We start from the raw sequence: 20,793 nt of genomic DNA, 5'->3' as shown, positions 1-20,793 counted from the left end.
TTCGTGGCTAATTTAAGTGATACTGAAATAAATCAGCATAAATGAAAGTAACAGAGCACATAAAGAAAGCAAAAGGAGAAACCTTGTTTTCATTTGAGGTGATACCACCAAAAAAAGGTATGAACATTCAAGACTTGTATAATAATATAGATCCTTTAATGGAATTTAATCCTCCTTTTATTGATGTGACTACATCAAGGGAAGAATTTGTCTATATTGATAAGGGAAAAGGCCTGTTAGAAAAGCGAATTACTCGTATGCGCCCTGGAACTGTTGGTATCTGTGCTTCTATTATGCATAAATACAAGGTAGATGCTATTCCACATTTATTGTGCGGTGGATTTACAAAGGAAGAAACCGAATATGTGCTGGTAGATTGTCATTATTTGGGGATTGATAATGTTGTTGCCTTACGTGGTGATGCTAGAAAGGACGAACCTTATTTTGTGCCTACCACAGGCGGTAATGCTTATGCTAGAGAATTGGTTGAACAGATAACAAATTTAAATAAAGGGCAACATCTACATGATAATGTGGAAACAGAACATAATTATGATTTTTGTATTGGTGTGGCTGGTTATCCTGAAAAACACATGGAGGCACCCTCATTGGCTACCGATTTAAAACGTTTAAAAGAAAAAGTAGATGCTGGTGCAGACTACGTTATAACCCAAATGTTTTTTGATAATAAAAAGTATTTTGATTTTTTAAACAAGGCTAGAGAAATAGGGATTAATGTCCCTATTATTCCAGGTATTAAGCCTATTGCAGTAAAACGCCATTTACAGGTTTTGCCTCAAATATTTAAAATTGATTTACCCCAAGACCTTATTGACGCTGTTGAAGCCTGTAAGGATAATAAGGCGGTAAGGCAGGTTGGTATTGAGTTTGCTATACAGCAGTCGAAGGAGTTGAAAGAGGCAGGCGTACCATTTTTGCATTACTACTCCATGGGTAAAAGTGACAACATTAAAGCGATAGCATCAGAGTTATTCTAATAATTCATGTACTTTTGCCTGAGAACCAATCTACATGAGGCTAATAGTTTTATGTTTTTTATGTGCAGTTTGTAGGATGTCCTTTTCTCAGGACAAAGCATATACATCCTTTATTGATGTCAATTATTTTAGCGGGAATATTGCATTACATAACAATGATATACTACATTTAATACAAGGACATCCTGAAGGCGTTATTTTTGGATGGAATAAGAAAACCTATGGATTCAATGCATGGGAGCAAAGGTATAACTATCCCGATTATGGTATGTCCATAGCTTATCAAAACCTTAAAAATAAGGTGTTGGGTAATGTGGTGTCAGCTTATGTTCATTACAATTTTTACTTTTTTAAGAGATATTTAATGTTTCGTATTGGTCAGGGATTAGCTTATACCAATAATCCTTATAATAAGGAGAACAATTTTAGGAATATTGCATTTGGAACGCATATTATGAGTAGTACATACGCTTTATTGAATTACAAAAAAGAATGTTTGTTTGATAACATTGGATTTCAAGCAGGTTTATCTTTTATCCACTATTCCAATGCTAATGTAAAAGCTCCAAATACCAGTATTAATTCAATATCTTTAAATGTAGGAGTGACTTATAGATTAGAAGAAAATAGTCCTGAATATCAATACACTTTAATTGAAAATGACAGAGGATTTAGGCAATCCATAAAGTATAATTTGGTATTTAGAACAGGTATTAATGAAAGTGATGTAGTGGGAAGCGGGCAATTTCCATTTTATATTGTTTCGGCTTATACCGATAAGCGCATTAATCGAAAAAGTGCCTTACAGTTGGGAGTAGATGTGTTTTTTTCAAACTTTTTAAAGGAATTGATCTATTATAAAAGCGTGGCTTTTCCAGAGGATAATATTTCAGGCGATGAAGATTTTAAACGTGTTGGTGTTTTTGTGGGACATGAATTGTTTATTAATAAAATATCCATATTGTCACAGTTGGGGTATTATGTTTATTATCCTTTTGATTTTGAAGGACGAACTTATTTTAGGATAGGTGTTAAACGTTATTTTGGCAACAAGTGGTTTGGAGCTTTGACATTAAAATCACATGGCGCAAAAGCTGAGGCGGTTGAGTTTGGAATTGGGGTTAGACTATAGTTTGTTATTCCTGAGAAGAGGAATCTTTTAAATTGAACTCTATAATGAATATATAGATTCCTGCTTTCGCAGTAATGATAGTAATGAAAAACATACTTTACATACTTACATTTATGTTGATTGTCGCTTGCAACAGTGAAGATTCAAACGATTGCTTTCAAAACACGGGAAGCATAGTTAGGCAGGAAATGGTGTTGGCTTCTTTTGATAAGGTTCTGGTGAATCGGGATATTGAACTGATTGTAAAGGAAGGTGCGGAGCAAAAAGTGGTTATTGAAACGGGAAAAAACTTAATCAATGATGTTAAAGCTGTAGTTATTGATGGTCGATTATTATTAACCGATAACAATAGCTGCAATTATGTACGCGATTATGGGGTTACTAAAGTCTATGTAACTTCGCCCAATATTACCGAAATACGAAGTTCCACACAGTATGATATTAGTTCCAATGGGGTATTGACTTATCCCAGTTTAACCATTTTATCCGAAGATTTTAATGCGCCAGACACTTTTGCCAATGCTAATTTTAAGTTGCATATTGAAAACAATTTATTTATAGTGGTTTTTAACAACTTGTCCAATGTCTATATTTCGGGCAAAACCAATAACTTACATATTACATTTGCCGCAGGAACATCTCGTTTTGAGGGTCGTGATTTGGTAGCTCAAAACGTGACGCTGTGGAACCGCAGTTCTAACGATATGATTGTAAACCCACAACAATCCCTAAAAGGTAAAATTTCAGGTACGGGCAATGTGATTTCAGTTAACGAGCCTCCTTTAGTTGAAGTGGAGGAATTGTATAAAGGCCAATTAATTTTTGAGTAAAATTTATCATCCTATGTTTGAAAAAGGATATAAATATGTATTAATAATTTAGTCGATTATTAATTAAAAGTAGATAGAGCAGGAGGTTTCATCTATTATAGGAATGAAACCTTTAAAAATAATAAAGGCTAGTGCCGAAATAGGTTGCTATGATTGGTATAATCCCGTAGCCTGCTTGGCAATTTCTAACTCTTCATTTGTAGGAATGACTAAAATTTTTGCTTTTGAATGTAACGCGTTTATTTCCCTAATTTGGCCAGATCGCTCTTTATTTTTTCCTTCATCTAATATAATCCCAAGAAAATCTAGGTTTTCACAAACCATTTTTCTAATTAACATAGAATTTTCACCAATACCAGCTGTAAATACAATAGCATCCAATCCGTTTAAAATAGCAGCGTAGCTACCAATGTATTTTTTTATGCGATATACATTCATTTGCAACGCCAATTGGCAAGCTTTGTTACCTCTTTGGGCTTCAGCTTCAATTTCCCTTAAATCACTGAATCCAGTTAAACCGAACATGCCGCTTTGCTTTTGTAGAAGTGTATTGATTTCATCTAAACTATATTTGTATTTTTCGGCTAAATAAAAAATAATCGCAGGATCAATGTCGCCAGAACGTGTTCCCATAATTAACCCGCTAACAGGTGAAAATCCTAAAGAGTGGTCAATACTTTTACCATCTTTAATAGCGGTCATGCTACACCCATTTCCTAAGTGTATGGTTATGATTTTTGAATCTTCTTTTCCTAAATATTTAACAGCTTGTTCTGAAACGTACTTATGGCTTGTGCCATGAAATCCATATACGCGAATGTTGTGTTTTTCCGAAAAATCGTTAGGTATAGCATATTTGTATGCATACTCTGGAATGGATTGATGGAAAGCTGTATCGAAAACAGCCACTTGCTTAGCGTTTGGAAAAATAGCAGAGGCAACTTCAATACCCTCTAAATTGGCTGGGTTATGTAAAGGTGCCAAAGCAGATAAGGCTTTAATCTTGGCTTTAACGGCTTTGGTAATCTCTGTGGTGTCACTAAAATGTTTCCCGCCATGTACAACGCGATGCCCAACAATGTCAATATCATCTGGAGATTTAATAATACCTGTGTTGTTATCTAAAAGTTGTTGAGACAAAAGCTCCAAGCCTATTTTATGGTTTTTTATAGGTGTAATCGTTTCTATGGTTTTTCCATTTGTTTTGAATTTGAATTTGGCATCTTCGAACCCAATACGTTCAATAAGTCCAGAACATAAAATAGTGGCTTCCGGCATGGAGAACAATTGAAATTTTAACGATGAACTTCCGGAATTTAAAACTAATACTTGCATAACTTATAGATCTTGGGCTTGAATGGCAGTTATTATAACAGTACTGTAAATATCGTCAGAAGTACAACCACGGCTTAGATCATTAACAGGTTTGTTAAGCCCTTGAAGCATAGGCCCAATAGCTAATGCTCCAGTTTCTCGCTGTACCGCTTTATAGGTATTGTTTCCTGTGTTTAAATCTGGGAAAATCAATACACTGGCTTGACCTGCTACTTCGGATTCCGGTAGTTTACTTTTACCAATCCGTAAATCTACAGCAGCATCATATTGTATGGGGCCTTCAATTTTAAGGTTTGGTATTTTGTGTTTCGCGATTTCGGTAGCAGTTCTCACTTTATCCACATCTGCACCCTTGCCAGAAGCACCAGAGGAATAAGACAGCATGGCCACCTTTGGTTCTATGCCAAAATCCTTGGCGGTTTTAGCTGAGGATATGGCTATTTCTGCCAACTGCTCTGCATTGGGATTTGGGTTTATGGCACAGTCACCAAAAATAGATACCCTGTCCTCTAAACACATGAAGAACACAGAAGAAACAATATTTACCCCAGGTTTGGTCTTAATAAATTGTAAGGCTGGACGTAAAGTGTGTTGAGTGGTATGTACTGCACCAGATACCATGCCATCGGCATGTCCTTTATAAATCATCATAGTACCAAAATAGGACACGTCCGTCATCATGTCTCTAGCCATTTGCAGGTTTACATTCTTATGTTTTCTAAGTTCATAGAAGGTTTGTGCGTAATCTTCAAAATAGGGTGATTTTGTTGGAGAGACAATATTTATTTTAGTAATATCTAAAGGAATGTCCAATTTTACGATACGTTCTTTAATTTTGTCGACTTCTCCAATTAAGGTAATATCTACTACCTGGGCATCGATTAATCTAGAGGTAGCCCTCAATACACGTTCGTCGTAACCTTCTGGAAGTACAATATGTTTTTTGTTTTTTAAAGCACGTTGCAACAAGTTATATTGAAACATCCTAGGTGTGAAAATATCCGATTCGAAAGTAATTAAATCATTAGCCAGTTTTTCTGTATTTACGTGTTTTTCAAACGTAGCAATTGAAGTTTGGATTTTATCAATGTTTTCGGCATAGATCTTCGATTTAATTTTTCCAATTTCATTGGTCACAGCAAAGGTGCCACCTTGTACAGAAATAATGGGAACAATACTAGAAAGTCCTTCAATAAGTTTTAAAATTGGATCTTCGGGAATGAGTCCCCCTGTTAAAACAATACCAGAAATTTTAGGATAGTTTTTTGATATATTGGCCTGTAAAGCACCTAAAATAAGGTCAGCACGGTCTCCTGGGGTAATTACTAAAGCATTTTCTTTTAAATGAACAAGGTAGTTGCGCAGTTGCATAGCTCCTACACTAAAGCTTTCGGATTGGTTGTTTATTAATTCTTTGCCAAAAAGGATGTTACCATTTAAGGTTTTTACTATTTCCTTAATGGTGGGGTTGGCCAAGCTTTTAATTTTGGGTATTACACTTATGTCTGTACTATTAGGAATACGATTTTGAAGCTGAACCTTTAATGTTGAAACAAAGTCTGATTCAATTTTGTTGGTCATTATGGACAGTACATCAACATCTTCTTTATAAGTATCGTGTGCCAGTTGGACACTATCAACAATTTCCTCAAGCGTTTTATTGTTGCCTTGCATGACGATTATAACAGGCAGTCCCAAATTTTTTGAAATTAGGATATTAATATCTAATTCCAGGCTTGAATTTTCATGAGAAAAATCGGTACCTTCAACCAGTACAAAATCAAAACGTTTTTCCAGCTTCTTATATTTCTTGATGATTTCATCAATAACATGTCCCGATTTACCTTGATTGTATAGGTTAAGTACTTCATTTCTGGTATAGACATAGGTGTTTTTATAATCTATATTAATATCAAAATAAGATACTACCGTATTGATATGGTTGTCCTTTTCGTCGTTTTCAGTATCTTCTATAATGGGTCTAAAATAGCCTACCTTTGCGGTTTTTCCTAAAAGCATACGCATTAAACCCAATACCACAACAGATTTGCCGCTATTGGGTTCTATGGTTGCTACATAAATTCCTTTGCTCATGGTGTTTTAGAGTATCTAGTATTTGTCAATGCAAAATTAAGGTCTAAAGTTTAGGACAAAGATGATATTTGTCATGCATTTGTTTAAAATGGGACTGGTTATAATATTTTAAAATGATTTAATTTTTGGTCAAATCCCTAAACAAACTTTCTAAACTTGCGTTTTTTTGGTTTAGTTGAAGGATTTTTAATTGGTTGTCGTAGGCAAAGTCAAAAACATGAGAGCGCATATCTTCCGAAGTGTTAAAGGTAATTTCATAAACAAAATCATGAATATTTACTACTCTATCTACTTTTGGAAGGGCCAATAAAAAGGTATCTTCTACACGATAATCAAACTCTACAATTACGGTTTGTTCTTTTTCCTTTCTTAAGTCTTTCAAGTTATTATCAGCAACTATTTCACCTTTGTTAATAATAATTACCCTGTCGCACATGGCTTCGACTTCCTGCATAATATGGGTGGATAGAAATACGGTTTTGGTTTTTCCTATTTGTTTTATCAAATGTCGAATATCAACCAACTGATTGGGGTCTAATCCAGTGGTTGGCTCATCCAAAATGAGCACATCGGGATTGTGTAATAGAGCACAAGCCAATCCTACCCGTTGACGGTAACCCTTAGAAAGCTGTCCTATTTTTTTATGTGCTTCAGGCGTTAGACCTGTAAGTTCAATAACCTCATCGATATGTTCCTTAGTCACATTATAGATATTGGCATTAAAGTTTAAGTATTCCCTAACATAGAGTTCTGTGTATAATGGGTTATGTTCCGGTAAATAACCTACACTTTGTTGTACCCTTTTAGGGTTGTTATTTACATTAAAGCCATTAATTTTTGCACTACCACTTGTGGCTTTTAAATAAGTGGTTAATATTTTCATCATGGTTGATTTTCCAGCACCATTAGGCCCTAAAAAGCCAACTATCTCTGGTTTATCAATGGTAAAAGATATTTTGTTTAATGCTTTTTGGTTGCCGTAAAGTTTTGTAATACCTATAACTTCTATTGACATATTTAAAATAGTTTGTTCAAAAGTAATGATTATCTAACGTATTGTGTGATTTGTTGTAAAATCTTTAAATCTTTTACAAAAATGCAAAAAAACGTTTTTTAGTATTTTAATATTTTAAAATATTATTTACTTTAGCCGCATAATTATGACAGCAACAGGACATTATACATATTTTAACAATTGGTTTTATTTCTTTTTTAGCTAAAGGAACGAGACGTTGTATGTATAATTTAAAGTATAAATTTAATATGGGGTCTCGATGAAAATCGAGACTTTTTTTTATGATTAAGACAGTAGCTATACAGGGTGTAAAGGGATCGTTCCATCATATTGTATCCCAGCAGTTTTTCAACAAAGATGTTGAAGCTATTGAGTGCTTGACATTTGATAGGGTAGTTGAGGCTCTACTTAACCAAGAATGTGATGCCGCTATCATGGCTCTAGAGAATTCTATTGCGGGATCTATATTGCCAAATTATGCACTTATTGATGGTTGTAATTTGCATATTGTTGGAGAACATTATGTTGATGTTCAGCATAATTTAATGGTTTTGCCTGGACAAAGTATTCAGGATATTGAAGAGGTATATTCACATCCCATGGCTTTGCTACAATGTAAGGAGTTTTTCAAAAAGTACCCACATATTAAGTTGGTTGAAGATAAAGATACTGCCGAGGTTGCACAACGTATTCAGAAAAAGCAGTTGAAAGCTGTTGGAGCTATAGCCAGTGTTTTGGCTTCTGAAATTTTTGAGCTTGATATTTTGGCCCATAGCATTCAAACCATTAAACATAACGAAACCCGTTTTGCCATTGTAAAGCGAACCAATTCTGAAGTACCTGAAAGTGAAATAAACAAAGCCTCAATAAAGTTTGAAACCGATCACAAGCGAGGTAGTTTAGCGACCATATTAAACGTTATGAGTGATTGTAAACTTAATTTAACTAAGATACAGTCTATGCCAGTGGTAGAAACGCCTTGGAAATATTCTTTTTTTGTTGACGTTACATTTCAAGCTTATTTGGATTTTAAAAAAGCCAAATCCGTAATAAAAATTATGGGCCATAATTTAAAAGTTTTAGGGGAATATAAAAATGGGAAGTCATGATTGAAGTAGCAAATAGATTGCATACTGTAGAGGAATACTACTTCTCAAAAAAACTACGGGAAGTAAATTTGCTTATTGCAAGTGGTAAACCTGTAATCAATTTAGGTATTGGTAGTCCTGATTTAAGTCCGCCACAAAAAGTGGTTGATGCTATTGCCAATAGTTTGTTCGATTCCAATGCGCATAAATACCAAAGTTATCAGGGGCTACCAGAGCTTAGGGAGGCTATGGCTACTTTTTATAAGGAACATTATAACGTGTCTTTAAGCCCGAAATCTGATATTTTGCCGCTTATTGGAAGTAAGGAAGGTATTATGCATATTTCCATGGCTTACTTAAATCAAGGCGATGCAGTATTGATACCTAATCCTGGGTATCCAACTTACCAATCGGTTACAAAACTTATGCAGGCGACACCTGTTTTTTATGAGCTGGACGAAAGGAATAACTGGCAGCCAGATATTAAGGCCTTAGAACAAAAAGACTTAAGTAAAGTAAAACTCATGTGGGTCAATTACCCACATATGCCAACGGGAGCTGTGCCTAGTGAGCACACCTTTAGGGAATTGGTGGATTTTGCAAAGCGCCATGATATTTTAATTATAAACGATAATCCGTACAGTTTTATATTAAATGATAATCCTACAAGTATTTTAAATATTGAAGGAGCTAAAGATGTCTGCTTAGAGTTAAATTCATTAAGTAAGACTTTTAATATGGCAGGGTGGCGTGTAGGTATGGTTGTCGGTAATGGTGATCATATTAATAATATATTGAAGGTTAAAAGTAACATGGATTCCGGTATGTTCTATGGTATACAAAAGGGAGCTATTGAAGCCTTGAATTGCTCGAAAATGTGGTTTGTTACACTTAACAGTGTTTATAAAAAGCGTCGGGATTTAATATGGAAATTAGCAGAGTCTCTTAATTGTACTTACGATAAGAAAGCTTCTGGATTATTTGTTTGGGCAAAATTACCTGCTTTTGTTAATGCGGAAGAATTTATTGATTTAGTATTAAAAGAGCATCATATTTTCATAACGCCCGGAACTATTTTTGGAAGTAAAGGAGAAGGTTACATACGTTTTTCATTATGTGCTCAAACCGAAGATTTAGAAGAAGCAATAACTAGAATTAAATAGGTAAGAGGTTCCGATAGTAATCTGGAATAATGGCAGATTGTAGTAAAAAAAAAATAATAATTAAAGTTCTCTCCGTTTGGAGGGATGCCGTAAAGGGGTGACAAAGGAAATGAAACAGATTTATGCTTTAGGAGTAGGTTTAATTGGAGGTAGTTTGGCAAAGGATATTAAACGCCATGATCCTGAAGTGGTTATACATGGAATTAGTAGAAAGGATGCAACACTTAATGAAGCCCTGTCCTTAAAATTAATAGATAAAAAGGCGACATTGGAAGATCTATCAAAAGCCGATTTGGTCATTGTCTCTATTCCTGTAGATGCCACGGTAAAATTATTACCAACCATTTTAGATAAGATTCCAGATACAGCATTGGTTATTGATGCAGGTTCTACAAAAGAAGCTATTTGTAAAGCTGTGGAAGATCACCCAAAGCGAAGAAATTTTTTGGCCATGCATCCTATTGCGGGTACGGAATTCTCGGGGCCTAGTGCAGCGATCGATAATTTGTTTGTAGGCAAAACAAATATTATTTGTGAAGTTGAAAAAACAGCATTCAAGCTACAGGAAAAAGCCTTAAAGCTGTTTGAAGCCATAGGGATGCGCATTCGGTATATGAATCCTGTTGCCCATGACAAGCACATTGCTTATGTATCGCATTTATCACATATTAGTTCTTTTATGTTGGGAAAAACGGTTATTGAGAAGGAGAAAAATGAGCGCGATATTTTTGATATGGCAGGCAGTGGATTTGCGTCGACGGTTCGATTGGCTAAAAGTTCTCCGGAAATGTGGGCACCCATATTTAAGCAAAACAAAGCTAATGTTATTGAGACTCTAGAAGAGTATATCAATAATCTTATGCTTTTCAAGGCCTTTATGGAGGAAGATGATTATGAGGCCATTTTTAATGAAATGAAAGACGTCAATCATATAAAAGATATTTTAAACGGAATAATCTAAAAGGTTGAAGTAAAAAATTAAATATTAAAACTAAAATAAATTTATAAATAGATTTTTCCGAAGGAAAAAATCTGAAAGACAAAAGGGATATGGAAAACAAGAAAGAAATGAGAACTTGGTTAGATGATTTAAACTTAGATCATCCGTTAGTTATTGCAGGGCCATGTAGTGCTGAAACCGAAGAGCAAGTGCTTAAAATTGCTAACGACTTAAAGGATACCGATGTCAATTATTTTAGGGCTGGAATATGGAAACCTAGAACCCGTCCAGGTATGTTTGAGGGTGTTGGGGCTTTAGGTTTAAAATGGTTGCAAACGGTAAAGCAGGAAACTGGTATGAAAGTGTGTACCGAAGTTGCCAATGCAGCCCATGTAAAATTAGCTTTAGAGCATGATGTAGATTTACTTTGGATAGGTGCTCGTTCTACGGTAAGTCCATTTATTATGCAGGAAATAGCTGATGCTTTAGAAGGTACCGATAAGCCAGTTTTAGTAAAGAATCCTGTTAATCCAGATTTATCGTTGTGGTTAGGTGGTATTGAACGCATTTATAGTTCTGGTGTTAAGAATATTGGAGCTATTCACAGAGGATTTTCAACCTACCAAAAGACCAAATATCGTAATATTCCAGAATGGCAATTGGCTATTGAGTTTCAGAATAGGTTTCCAGATATTCCACTAATCAATGATCCGTCTCACATTACAGGTAATCGTAACATGATTTTTGATGTGTCCCAAGAGGCACTGGATTTAAATTTTGATGGCTTAATGATTGAGACACATATCGATCCAGATAATGCTTGGAGTGATGCCGCACAACAAGTAACACCATCAACCTTGGTGCAAATAATGAGAGATTTGAAAATAAAGAAAGAAACCGATGCTGAAGCAGAATATGTTAATGCACTTAATAATTTAAGGGCTCAAATAGATGTTGTGGATAACCAGCTCATAGAACTATTAGGCAAACGTATGAAGGCAGCCGATGGTATAGGAGAACTTAAAAAGAGTAAAAACGTAGCGGTTTTACAATCTAAGCGTTGGAACGAAATTTTAGGTAAAATGGTGCTGGAAGGTGAGCAACATGGTTTAAGTGAAGAGTTCATTTTAAAAATGTTTAAGGCTATTCACCAAGAATCGATTAATCATCAAGAAAAGATTATTAATGGGTAGTTTATAAAAAAGCCTCGCCTAGCGAGGCTTTTTTATAAAAATATAATTACTGTCTGTTTCTTTTAAAAATATATCTAGTAATGAAAATACCTTGGCCATCATCTTTCCCACTATCACTCTCAACAGCACTAGTAACAAAGGCTAGTTCCCAGCCTTCTTCAATCATGGCATTAACTTTAGAGCTAACTACGGCATCGTTGGCTGCAATATTTTGAAATCTAATACCGGCAATATTGTAAAAGTTAAGTAGTTTGGTTTCTTCAAAATCTTTCACTCTAATATCTTTTCTATTCGACTTATTTCTTGTGTGGTCTTCTTCAGTTTGTTCAGATGTAAACTCTTTATAGTCTCTTTCACCAACGGAAGAAATTATGCGTGATCTTCCCAAGCCGCTAGGCACTATAGATTCAACAGTTGTTATAATTTTGTACTCAATTTGAGCATTAGTTTCAATAAAGGAAAAGAAACACAGGCTTAATAGAATTAATAATTTTTTCATAATGTGATGAATTTTGAAGTTAAGTGACCAATTTAACTATTTTTCTAACGGGAATAATTACTTTTTTTCAATTACTTTTGAAAATAATGACAGGAACAGTTTATAAATCTACAGGTAGTTGGTATACGGTTAAAACCGAATTAGGTCATGTATATGAATGTAGGATAAAAGGAAAGTTCCGCATCAAAGGGATTAAGAGTACCAACCCTATAGCTGTTGGAGATGTAGTGGATTTTGAATTGGAAACCAATAGTGACAATGTTTCAGGAATTATCCATAAGATACACGATAGAAAAAACTATATTGTTAGAAAGGCAGTGAACCTATCTAAACAAACCCATATCATCGCCACAAATTTAGATCAGGTATTTCTAATGATTACCATTAACAATCCTCCTACATTAACTAGTTTTATTGACCGGTTTTTGGTAACGGCCGAAGCCTATTCCATTAAAACTATTCTTCTTTTCAATAAAGTTGATACATACGATGATGAGACCCTTATGGAAGTGAAATATTTAGCCCATGTGTATCGTAATATAGGCTACGAGTGTATTGGAATTTCTGCTAAAACAGGAAAAAATATAGAAAAGGTTAAGGCGCTTATGACGGGTAAGGTAAGTATGTTTTCTGGGCACTCCGGTGTTGGAAAATCGACTTTGGTCAATGCTATTGAGCCCACCTTGGATTTAAAGACTAAGGAAATTTCTAGTTTACACATGCAAGGTCAACATACCACAACCTTTGCTGAAATGTTCGATACAGGTTTTGGAGCAAAAATAATCGATACTCCTGGTATAAAAGGTTTTGGAGTTGTGGATATGGATAAAGAAGAAGTGGGGGATTATTTCCCAGAAATTTTTAAACTCAAACAAGATTGTAAGTTTAACAATTGCCTACACATACAAGAACCTAAATGTGCAGTAAAAAAGGCTTTAGATAATAATGAGATTGCTTATTCACGATATAGGAGCTATTTGCAAATACTACAAGGAGAAGAAGAGCATTATAGAACCGATAATTGGGATAGTTAGAAAATAGTTAAGATAACAATAGGAAAATGAAAATAGTCATCCAAAGAGTATCTAAAGCTAGTGTAATTATCCAAGACAAAAAAGTAGCTTCAATAAACGATGGGCTTTTAATATTTCTTGGGATTGTTGATGAAGATTCTTTGGAAGATATTAAGTGGTTATCTAATAAAATAGTTAACCTACGTATTTTTAATGATGAACAAGGTGTAATGAATAAGTCTTTAGTCGACAACAAAAAAGATGTTATCGTTGTGAGTCAATTTACTTTGCACGCGTCTACTAAAAAAGGGAATCGACCCAGCTATATTAAAGCTGCTAAACCAGATGTTGCTATTCTATTATATAAATCTTTCATAAAACAGTTGGAAAACGATTTAAGAAAGTTGGTTCAAACCGGTCAGTTTGGAGCTGATATGAAGGTGGAACTTGTCAACGATGGGCCAGTGACCATAATAATTGATTCAAAACAAAAAGAATAGGTCTGTTTAGCATTATGACCAAATATTTAAGAATTTTTTTTCATTTTTCAACAAATTTCTTACATCCTTTTTTTATATTTGAAACACAGGGTTTTTGTATAACCTATTTGCTACAGGTTTAAAATTCTGAACTTCTCTCAAAACATTTTATTGAAAATCATCGTAAGCGTTGTGCTATGAAAATTAAATTATTGCTTCCCCTTTTTATATTGTTTTATAACGGTAATTTCATCTACTCTCAAGGCAATACATACTCTGTTTCAAATATTTCAGACGAATTAAAAAAAAATGCTAATGCTGTTATTAGATTGAATGATATACAAATTGTTATTGAATCGCAAAGAAAAATTAAGACTTCCTTGCACAGAGTAGTTACTGTTTTAAATGAAAAAGGAGATCGATATTTAAATGCAGGTGTTGGATTTGATAATTACATTAAAGTCAAATCGATACAAGCAATTGTTTTTGATGAATTTGGCGAAGAAATCAAAAAAATTAAAAAAAAGGACTTTATAGATCATAGTGCAGTCGATGGTGGTACTCTATATTCTGATTCTAGGGTATTGTTTATGGCTTATACACCAATAAAGTACCCTTATACAGTTAGTTTTACCTGTGAGATTGAATCTGTTAGTACAGCGTTAACACCAATGTGGAGGCCAATTAATGATTATTATGTAAGCATAGAAAAAGATACTTACACTTTGAATGATTTTGCTAACCTGGGACTTAGATTTAAAGAGAAAAACTTTGATGGCTATAATATAGTTTCCAATACTACAAATACTTCATTGTCTTATGCCATTTCTAATGTTCCATCTTTAAAACCAGAAGATTTGAGTCCTAGCTTTTCTAAAATCACACCTCAGGTTATGGTTGCAACGGAAAAGTTTCATTATAATGGAGTCGATGGTCAAGCTAAAGATTGGATGGAATTTGGAGCATGGATTAAGAATTCGCTATTGGATGGTAGAAATGAAGTGACTGAAAAAACAAAACAGGCAATACTCTCATTAGTGGAAGGTATAGATGATCCTCTTGAAAAAGCCAAAAAGATTTATGAGTTTGTTCAGGAAAATACAAGGTATATAAGTGTTCAAGTTGGAATTGGGGGAATACAGCCTATTGCCGCAATAGAAGTGGATAAGGTAAAATATGGAGACTGCAAAGGGTTAACAAATTATACCCAATCTCTTCTTGAAATAGCAGGTATTACTTCATATTATTCTGTAGTAGAGTCGGGTAGGGAAATTGTTGATTTTGATACGGATTTTGCATCCTTAGCACAAGGAGATCATATTATATTAGGAATACCAGCTGAAGATAAGATGATTTGGCTTGACTGTACGAGTCAAGTTCACCCATTTGGATTTATAGGTAGTTTTACCGACAATAGAAACGTACTTGCTATAAAAGGTAATACTGGAGAAATAATTAAAACTACAGTCTATCCAGATAAAGATAATTATCAACTTACTACAGCTGAAGTTGAGCTTAATCCTGATGCTAGCATAGCATCTGATGTGTCTATAAAGACCAAAGGGATTCAATACGATAAACGATTTGGTATTGAACGAGAATCTAAAAAAAATGTTATCGAATATTATAAAGAGTACTGGAGCAATGTAAATAATTTAGAGGTTCTTGATTATACCTTTGAAAATAATAAAGAAATAGTAGAATTTACAGAAACAATTAAGCTTTATGCGTCAAACTATGCTTCTTCAAGTGGAGACAAGCTCATTTTTGCGCCCAATACATTTAACAAAAATTCATTTGTTCCTAATAGGTATAGAAATAGAAGATTGCCTGTTGAAATACAAAGAGGTTACTTGGATGAAGATGTTTTTATTTACAAAGTACCTATGGATTTTGAGGTAGAGTCTATACCCGATAATATTCAAATTAAAAATAAGTTTGGAGAATATAGTGCCGAGTATATTGTTCGGGATAATGAAATTCAATACAAAAGAAAATTGTTAATTTCAAAAGGTGATTTTACAAAGTCTGACTATGATTCATACCGCAATTTTAGAAAAAAGGTAGCAAGTAACGATGATTCCAAGATAATATTAAAAAAAACCTCTAATCATGATTAAAAAAATCAGTCTAATAGTATTTATAATATCGATTCAGTTTAATTTTTCGCAAGAAATAGATTTTGGTAAGGTGTCAAAAGAGGAATTATTTGAAGAATCCTATTCTCTGGACCAATCGGCAAATGCTGTTGTGTTATATAGACATCAAAACACTTATTTATTGTCTACTAATGTTAATACGGAATTATTGACCGAGATCCACGAACGAGTTAAAATATATAATAAAGAGGGTTTTGATTATGCTACGCATGAAATAGATTTGTTTAAGAGTGGCAGTGCTAGAGAAACCGTAACTAAAATTAAAGCCTTTACCTATAATATTGAAAATGGAAAAATTGTTGAAACCGCTTTAGATAAAGACCAAATTTTTAAAAATGAAGTGAGGTATAATTATGATCAAACAAAGTTTACCATGCCAAATGTAAAGGAAGGCTCTGTAATTGAATATAAGTATACCATTAGGTCACCGTTTTATTTTGATATTGATGAGGTTAGGCTACAGTATGATGTCCCAATTAAAAAGATGGAAGTGGAAATAAGGACACCAGAAGGCTATAGGTTTAATAAAACAAGTAAAGGCTATTTAAGTTTTTATCCTAAAGTGGAGACAAAGCGTGACAATAGAATAGGCATGAATGTGGTATCAACAAAATACTTTTTAAATAATGTCCCAGCTCTTAAAGATGAAAGTTATGTAGATAATATAGATAACTATAGGGCAGGAGTAATATTCGAACTAGTATCTGTAGAGTTACCAGGATATTATAAAAGTTATTCGCGATCTTGGGGTGATGTAGCGCAATATATTGGAAATACTGATGATTACAAGAATAAATTGGATAAGACAAATTCCTTTAAAGACGAATTGGAAGAGCTTTTGTCTGGTAAAACAGATCAAATTGAAAAAATGGGACTCATTTTCAAATATGTTAAAGATAATATTAAATGGAATGGGATAGATGGGAAGGGATTTTATTATGGTATTAAGAAAGCATTAAAGGAAAAAAAAGGAAATACAGGAGATATAAACTTAACATTAGTAGCCATGTTAAGGGACGCAGGTATAAAAGCCAATCCAGTAGTAATAAGTACCAAAGACAATATAATCCCTTTTTTCCCAACGGTAGATAGGTTGAATTATGTTATTGCTTATGCTGAAATTGACGATAAGAAATACTTTATGGACGCTACTGACGAATTTAGTGACATAAATTTATTACCCGTTAAAGATTACAATTGGAAGGGGATATATATAGATAATGACAATTTGGTTTGGAAACAAATAGAAATTCAAACTCCCGAAGCTGCCATTTCTCAATATTCAATAACTGCAAGTTTGAATGAAGAAGGAGAAGTTAAGGGCCATTTAATGTCAAGACATACAAATCATAGTGCTTATAAATTTAGAGAGGCATATAAAAAAGCAGATGAGGAGAACTTTATTATCAATTTAGAAGAAAAGTACGATAATATTGAAATATCTAATTATGAAGTAAAAAATACTGAGACATATGATGGTTATGTTTCCGAATCTTTTGACTATTATCAGGAAACGGGGGCAGATATAATTGATGATAAAATTTATATTCACCCAATGTCCTTTTTAAGGATTAAAGAAAACCCATTTAAGCTTGAAGAAAGAAAATTTCCGATTGATTTCGGGTATCCATTTAGTCAAAAAGCGGTGGTGACTATTGAACTACCTAATAATTACCAATTAGAGTCTCAACCTGAACCTGTAGTTATGAAAATACCAGACGACTTAGGTTTATTTAAGTTTATACCAAAAGTGGTTGGTAATAAAATACTTTTAATGGTTGATTTTGAGGTAAGTAATGCACAGATATATCCAGATCATTATTTATTTTTGAAAGAATTTTTTAATCAAATGATTATAAAAGAAAATGAACAAATAGTTCTAAAAAAGGTGTAGATGGACATAAAAAATGCACAGAAGGTAGTAGACGATTGGATTAAAGCACACGGAGTTAGGTATTTTAATGAGCTTACCAATATGGCGCAGCTTACTGAAGAAGTAGGTGAAGTAGCGCGTATTATTGCTAGACGTTATGGTGAACAAAGTGAAAAAGAAAGCGATAAGGATAAGGACTTAGGTGAGGAATTGGCTGATGTGCTTTTTGTTTTATTATGTTTGGCCAATCAAACAGGAACCGATTTGGAACAGGCATTTGACAAAAGAATGGATAAAAAAGCAAAGCGTGATCACGATAGGCACCATAATAATAAAAAGTTGAAATGAATACTTTAAAATAAATTGGTTTAAGAATTAAAACTATACCTAAAAAAATAACAAGTTTCGTAGCATTAATATCGATTATCGAGTAAATTTGCAGGCTTAATAAGCAAGGCAATTTTTACAATGGATATTTTACTTCGCCAATCTAAAATCGTAAATCGTAAATCTGAAATCACAATAACGGGTTCAAAAAGTGAATCCAACCGTTTGTTGCTGCTCCAAGCTTTGTATCCAGAATTGAAACTTAACAATGTATCAAATTCCGATGATAGTAATTTAATGACCAATGCGTTAAGCTCAGATGCTGAGATTGTGGATATTCATCATGCAGGAACAGCGATGCGATTTTTAACAGCTTATTTCTCAATTCAAGAATGTAGGGAGGTTGTCTTAACAGGATCCAAACGTATGAAGGAACGTCCTATAAAAATTTTGGTTGAAGCCTTACAGGAACTAGGTGCAGATATTGCTTATGAAGAAAATGAGGGGTATCCACCCATTCGAATAAAAGGTAAAAAACTTACCAAAAATAAAGTATCGCTAAGGGCTAATGTAAGCAGTCAATACATATCGGCACTTTTGTTAATCGCTTCGAGATTGGAAAATGGAATTCAGTTGCATCTAGAAGGGGAGATCACGTCTGTTCCTTATATAAAAATGACCCTGGCTTTATTGGACGTACTTGGTATTGAAAACACATTTATTGGTAATACAATCACGGTAAAACCAAAAACCGAAAGCCCAGAGCCTAAAACGTTGACCGTAGAATCCGATTGGTCTTCGGCATCCTATTATTTCAGTATTGTAGCACTGTGCGACGTTGGTACTGAAATTACTTTATCCTCTTACAAGGCAAACTCATTACAAGGTGATTCGGCTTTAATTGAATTTTATAAACACTTTGGGGTTGAGACAATTTATGGAAATAATACTATTAAGCTTAAAAAAGTTTCGGAAGTAAATAAAGAACAAACAATCGCATTCGATTTAACTGAATCGCCAGACATCGCACAAACCATTTCAGTGACTTGCTTTGCACTTGGTATAACCTGTAACTTAACAGGATTGCACACCCTTAAAATAAAGGAAACAGATAGATTAGTGGCCTTAAAGGCCGAAATTGAAAAATTAGGAGGAGTTGTTAAGATTACGGATAAGTCATTGCATCTTTCAGCTTCAGAGCATATTAATGAAATGGTTGCAATAGATACGTATAACGATCATAGAATGGCTATGGCTTTTGCACCGTTAGCTTTAAAAGTTCCCATAATTATAAATGATGCCATGGTGGTCTCTAAGTCCTATCCAACCTTTTGGGAAGATTTGCAAACTTTGGGTTTTCAAATTGCAAAATAAAAATCACCCATTTACTTGACAACGCCTACCTAGACATTGTATATTTGCAACTTTCTTAAAAAGAAGCAATAAAAATAAACACATGAAACTTTAATCGAGTTAAGCGGATTGTTTAGTGAATGACGCTTAGAAAGTTACATGTGACCTTTGAAAAAAATAAATACTAACACATGAAATTATCAAACTTTGGTTTCAATTTACCAAGCGATTTATTAGCAGAATACCCTTCAGAAAATAGGGATGAGGCACGTTTAATGGTTTTAAATAGAAAAGACCAAACCATTGAACATAAATATTTTAAAGACCTTATCGATTATTTTAATGAGGATGATGTATTGATTTTAAACAATACTAAAGTGTTCCCTGCTAGGTTATATGGAAATAAAGAAAAAACAGGTGCGCGTATAGAAGTATTTTTATTAAGGGAACTTAATGAGGAACAACGTCTTTGGGATGTTTTGGTAGACCCGGCTCGTAAAATACGAATTGGCAACAAGTTGTATTTCGGTGATGATGATACCTTAGTGGCAGAAGTTATAGATAATACAACTTCTAGGGGTAGAACCCTTCGTTTTTTATATGATGGATCTTATAAAGAGTTTAGAAATAAGCTCAAAGAACTTGGTGAAACTCCGCTTCCAAAATATATAAAGCGTGAGGTAGAGCCGGAAGATGAAGATCGTTATCAAACCATCTATGCAAAAAATGAAGGCGCTGTAGCAGCTCCAACAGCTGGATTGCACTTTTCTAAACACTTGTTAAAGCGTTTAGAAATAAAAGGAGTTAATTTCGCTGAGGTAACATTACATGTTGGTTTGGGTACTTTTAATCCTGTTGAAGTTGAAGATCTCTCCAAACATAAAATGGATAGTGAAGAATTGACTATAGATGCCAAAGCCGTACAAACTGTTAATTTAGGTATTCAAAATAAAAAACGTGTTTGTGCTGTAGGTACCACAGTTATGCGAGCTATTGAAAGTGCAGTATCATCTAACGGTATGTTAAATGAAATGGATGGTTGGACCAACAAGTTTATTTTTCCACCGTATGATTTTAGTATAGCAAATTGTATGGTTACCAATTTCCATACACCAAAATCAACCTTGTTGATGATGGTATCTGCCTTTGCTGGTCATGATTTTATAAAGAGGGCCTATGAAGAGGCTATAAAGGAAAAGTATAAATTTTACAGCTATGGTGATGCCATGTTAATCTTATAAAGTATATGCCCTGACTAGTTCAGGGCTTTTTTGTTTTTGAACATTAACGTACTTATAAGTG

18 protein-coding genes are annotated in these 20,793 nt (G+C 33.9%); 14 read left to right on the top strand and 4 right to left on the bottom strand.

From position 1 onward, the window contains the following. Window positions 1-41 precede the first annotated feature (41 nt). The 3 genes from metF to MR053_RS00810 all read left to right on the top strand — a co-directional run bounded on the left by metF (window position 42) and on the right by MR053_RS00810 (window position 2,960). Window positions 42-998, top strand: a complete 957-nt coding sequence (gene metF, locus MR053_RS00820) for a methylenetetrahydrofolate reductase [NAD(P)H] (protein WP_223548833.1) — start codon at window positions 42-44, stop codon at window positions 996-998. Between the two features lie 34 nt (window positions 999-1,032). Then, on the top strand, window positions 1,033-2,130 hold the full coding sequence (locus tag MR053_RS00815) for an acyloxyacyl hydrolase (RefSeq protein ID WP_242130625.1): 1,098 nt from the start codon (window positions 1,033-1,035) through the stop codon (window positions 2,128-2,130). Window positions 2,131-2,213: 83 nt separating this feature from the next. Then, entirely contained in the window at window positions 2,214-2,960 is a 747-nt protein-coding gene (locus MR053_RS00810) for a head GIN domain-containing protein (protein WP_242130624.1), read from the top strand. 147 nt (window positions 2,961-3,107) lie between these two features. Here the strand turns inward: MR053_RS00810 and MR053_RS00805 are convergent, their stop codons facing one another. The 3 genes from MR053_RS00805 to gldA form a co-directional block, all read right to left on the bottom strand. Continuing rightward, window positions 3,108-4,295: an acetate/propionate family kinase gene (locus tag MR053_RS00805; RefSeq protein ID WP_242130623.1), complete on the bottom strand. Its 1,188-nt coding sequence runs from the start codon at window positions 4,293-4,295 to the stop codon at window positions 3,108-3,110. A gap of 3 nt (window positions 4,296-4,298) precedes the next feature. Next, complete coding sequence (gene pta, locus MR053_RS00800; RefSeq protein WP_242130622.1) at window positions 4,299-6,389, bottom strand: phosphate acetyltransferase; 2,091 nt, start codon at window positions 6,387-6,389, stop codon at window positions 4,299-4,301. Between the two features lie 118 nt (window positions 6,390-6,507). Beyond that, window positions 6,508-7,404: a gliding motility-associated ABC transporter ATP-binding subunit GldA gene (gene gldA / locus MR053_RS00795; RefSeq protein WP_242130621.1), complete on the bottom strand. Its 897-nt coding sequence runs from the start codon at window positions 7,402-7,404 to the stop codon at window positions 6,508-6,510. A 281-nt stretch (window positions 7,405-7,685) separates the two neighbouring features. Here gldA and MR053_RS00790 point away from each other — a divergent pair, with 281 nt between their 5' ends. The 4 genes from MR053_RS00790 to MR053_RS00775 all read left to right on the top strand — a co-directional run bounded on the left by MR053_RS00790 (window position 7,686) and on the right by MR053_RS00775 (window position 11,788). After that, complete coding sequence (locus MR053_RS00790; protein ID WP_223548823.1) at window positions 7,686-8,513, top strand: prephenate dehydratase; 828 nt, start codon at window positions 7,686-7,688, stop codon at window positions 8,511-8,513. Next, window positions 8,510-9,655, top strand: a complete 1,146-nt coding sequence (locus MR053_RS00785; protein ID WP_242130620.1) for a pyridoxal phosphate-dependent aminotransferase — start codon at window positions 8,510-8,512, stop codon at window positions 9,653-9,655. The genes MR053_RS00790 and MR053_RS00785 overlap by 4 nt, the downstream gene beginning before the upstream one ends. 109 nt (window positions 9,656-9,764) lie before the next feature. Further along, the gene (locus MR053_RS00780; RefSeq protein WP_223548820.1) at window positions 9,765-10,616 is read left to right on the top strand and encodes a prephenate dehydrogenase; all 852 of its coding nucleotides are present in this window, start codon (window positions 9,765-9,767) and stop codon (window positions 10,614-10,616) included. Window positions 10,617-10,705: 89 nt separating this feature from the next. Next, complete coding sequence (locus MR053_RS00775) at window positions 10,706-11,788, top strand: bifunctional 3-deoxy-7-phosphoheptulonate synthase/chorismate mutase type II (RefSeq protein WP_223548818.1); 1,083 nt, start codon at window positions 10,706-10,708, stop codon at window positions 11,786-11,788. Window positions 11,789-11,834: 46 nt separating this feature from the next. Here the strand turns inward: MR053_RS00775 and MR053_RS00770 are convergent, their stop codons facing one another. After that, window positions 11,835-12,287, bottom strand: coding sequence for a hypothetical protein (locus MR053_RS00770; RefSeq protein WP_223548816.1), 453 nt, complete (start codon window positions 12,285-12,287; stop codon window positions 11,835-11,837). Between the two features lie 86 nt (window positions 12,288-12,373). Between MR053_RS00770 and rsgA the strand changes: the two genes are divergently transcribed. From rsgA to queA, 7 genes are all read left to right on the top strand, one after another. Continuing rightward, window positions 12,374-13,321, top strand: coding sequence for a ribosome small subunit-dependent GTPase A (rsgA, locus tag MR053_RS00765; protein ID WP_242130619.1), 948 nt, complete (start codon window positions 12,374-12,376; stop codon window positions 13,319-13,321). A 26-nt stretch (window positions 13,322-13,347) separates the two neighbouring features. Beyond that, window positions 13,348-13,800, top strand: coding sequence for a D-aminoacyl-tRNA deacylase (dtd, locus tag MR053_RS00760; RefSeq protein ID WP_242130618.1), 453 nt, complete (start codon window positions 13,348-13,350; stop codon window positions 13,798-13,800). Window positions 13,801-13,976: 176 nt separating this feature from the next. After that, the gene (locus MR053_RS00755) at window positions 13,977-15,899 is read left to right on the top strand and encodes a DUF3857 domain-containing protein (protein WP_242130617.1); all 1,923 of its coding nucleotides are present in this window, start codon (window positions 13,977-13,979) and stop codon (window positions 15,897-15,899) included. Continuing rightward, window positions 15,892-17,832 carry a DUF3857 domain-containing protein gene (locus tag MR053_RS00750; protein ID WP_242130616.1) on the top strand — a complete coding sequence of 647 codons (1,941 nt, stop codon included), beginning with the start codon at window positions 15,892-15,894 and terminating at the stop codon, window positions 17,830-17,832. The genes MR053_RS00755 and MR053_RS00750 overlap by 8 nt, the downstream gene beginning before the upstream one ends. Next, window positions 17,833-18,159, top strand: a complete 327-nt coding sequence (locus MR053_RS00745; protein WP_242130615.1) for a nucleotide pyrophosphohydrolase — start codon at window positions 17,833-17,835, stop codon at window positions 18,157-18,159. A gap of 120 nt (window positions 18,160-18,279) precedes the next feature. Beyond that, window positions 18,280-19,512 carry a 3-phosphoshikimate 1-carboxyvinyltransferase gene (locus MR053_RS00740; RefSeq protein ID WP_242130614.1) on the top strand — a complete coding sequence of 411 codons (1,233 nt, stop codon included), beginning with the start codon at window positions 18,280-18,282 and terminating at the stop codon, window positions 19,510-19,512. 170 nt (window positions 19,513-19,682) lie between these two features. After that, window positions 19,683-20,732 (top strand): tRNA preQ1(34) S-adenosylmethionine ribosyltransferase-isomerase QueA, encoded by a 1,050-nt coding sequence (queA, locus tag MR053_RS00735; RefSeq protein WP_223548805.1) that lies wholly within the window; start codon window positions 19,683-19,685, stop codon window positions 20,730-20,732. The last annotated feature ends 61 nt before the right edge of the window (window positions 20,733-20,793 follow it).

The sequence above is a fragment of the Aestuariivivens marinum genome, from assembly GCF_022662175.1.
GTDB lineage: Bacteria > Bacteroidota > Bacteroidia > Flavobacteriales > Flavobacteriaceae > Aestuariivivens > Aestuariivivens marinum.
The sequence above is the reverse complement of the archived record's forward strand: the minus strand, read 5'-3'. Positions and strand labels throughout refer to the sequence as shown.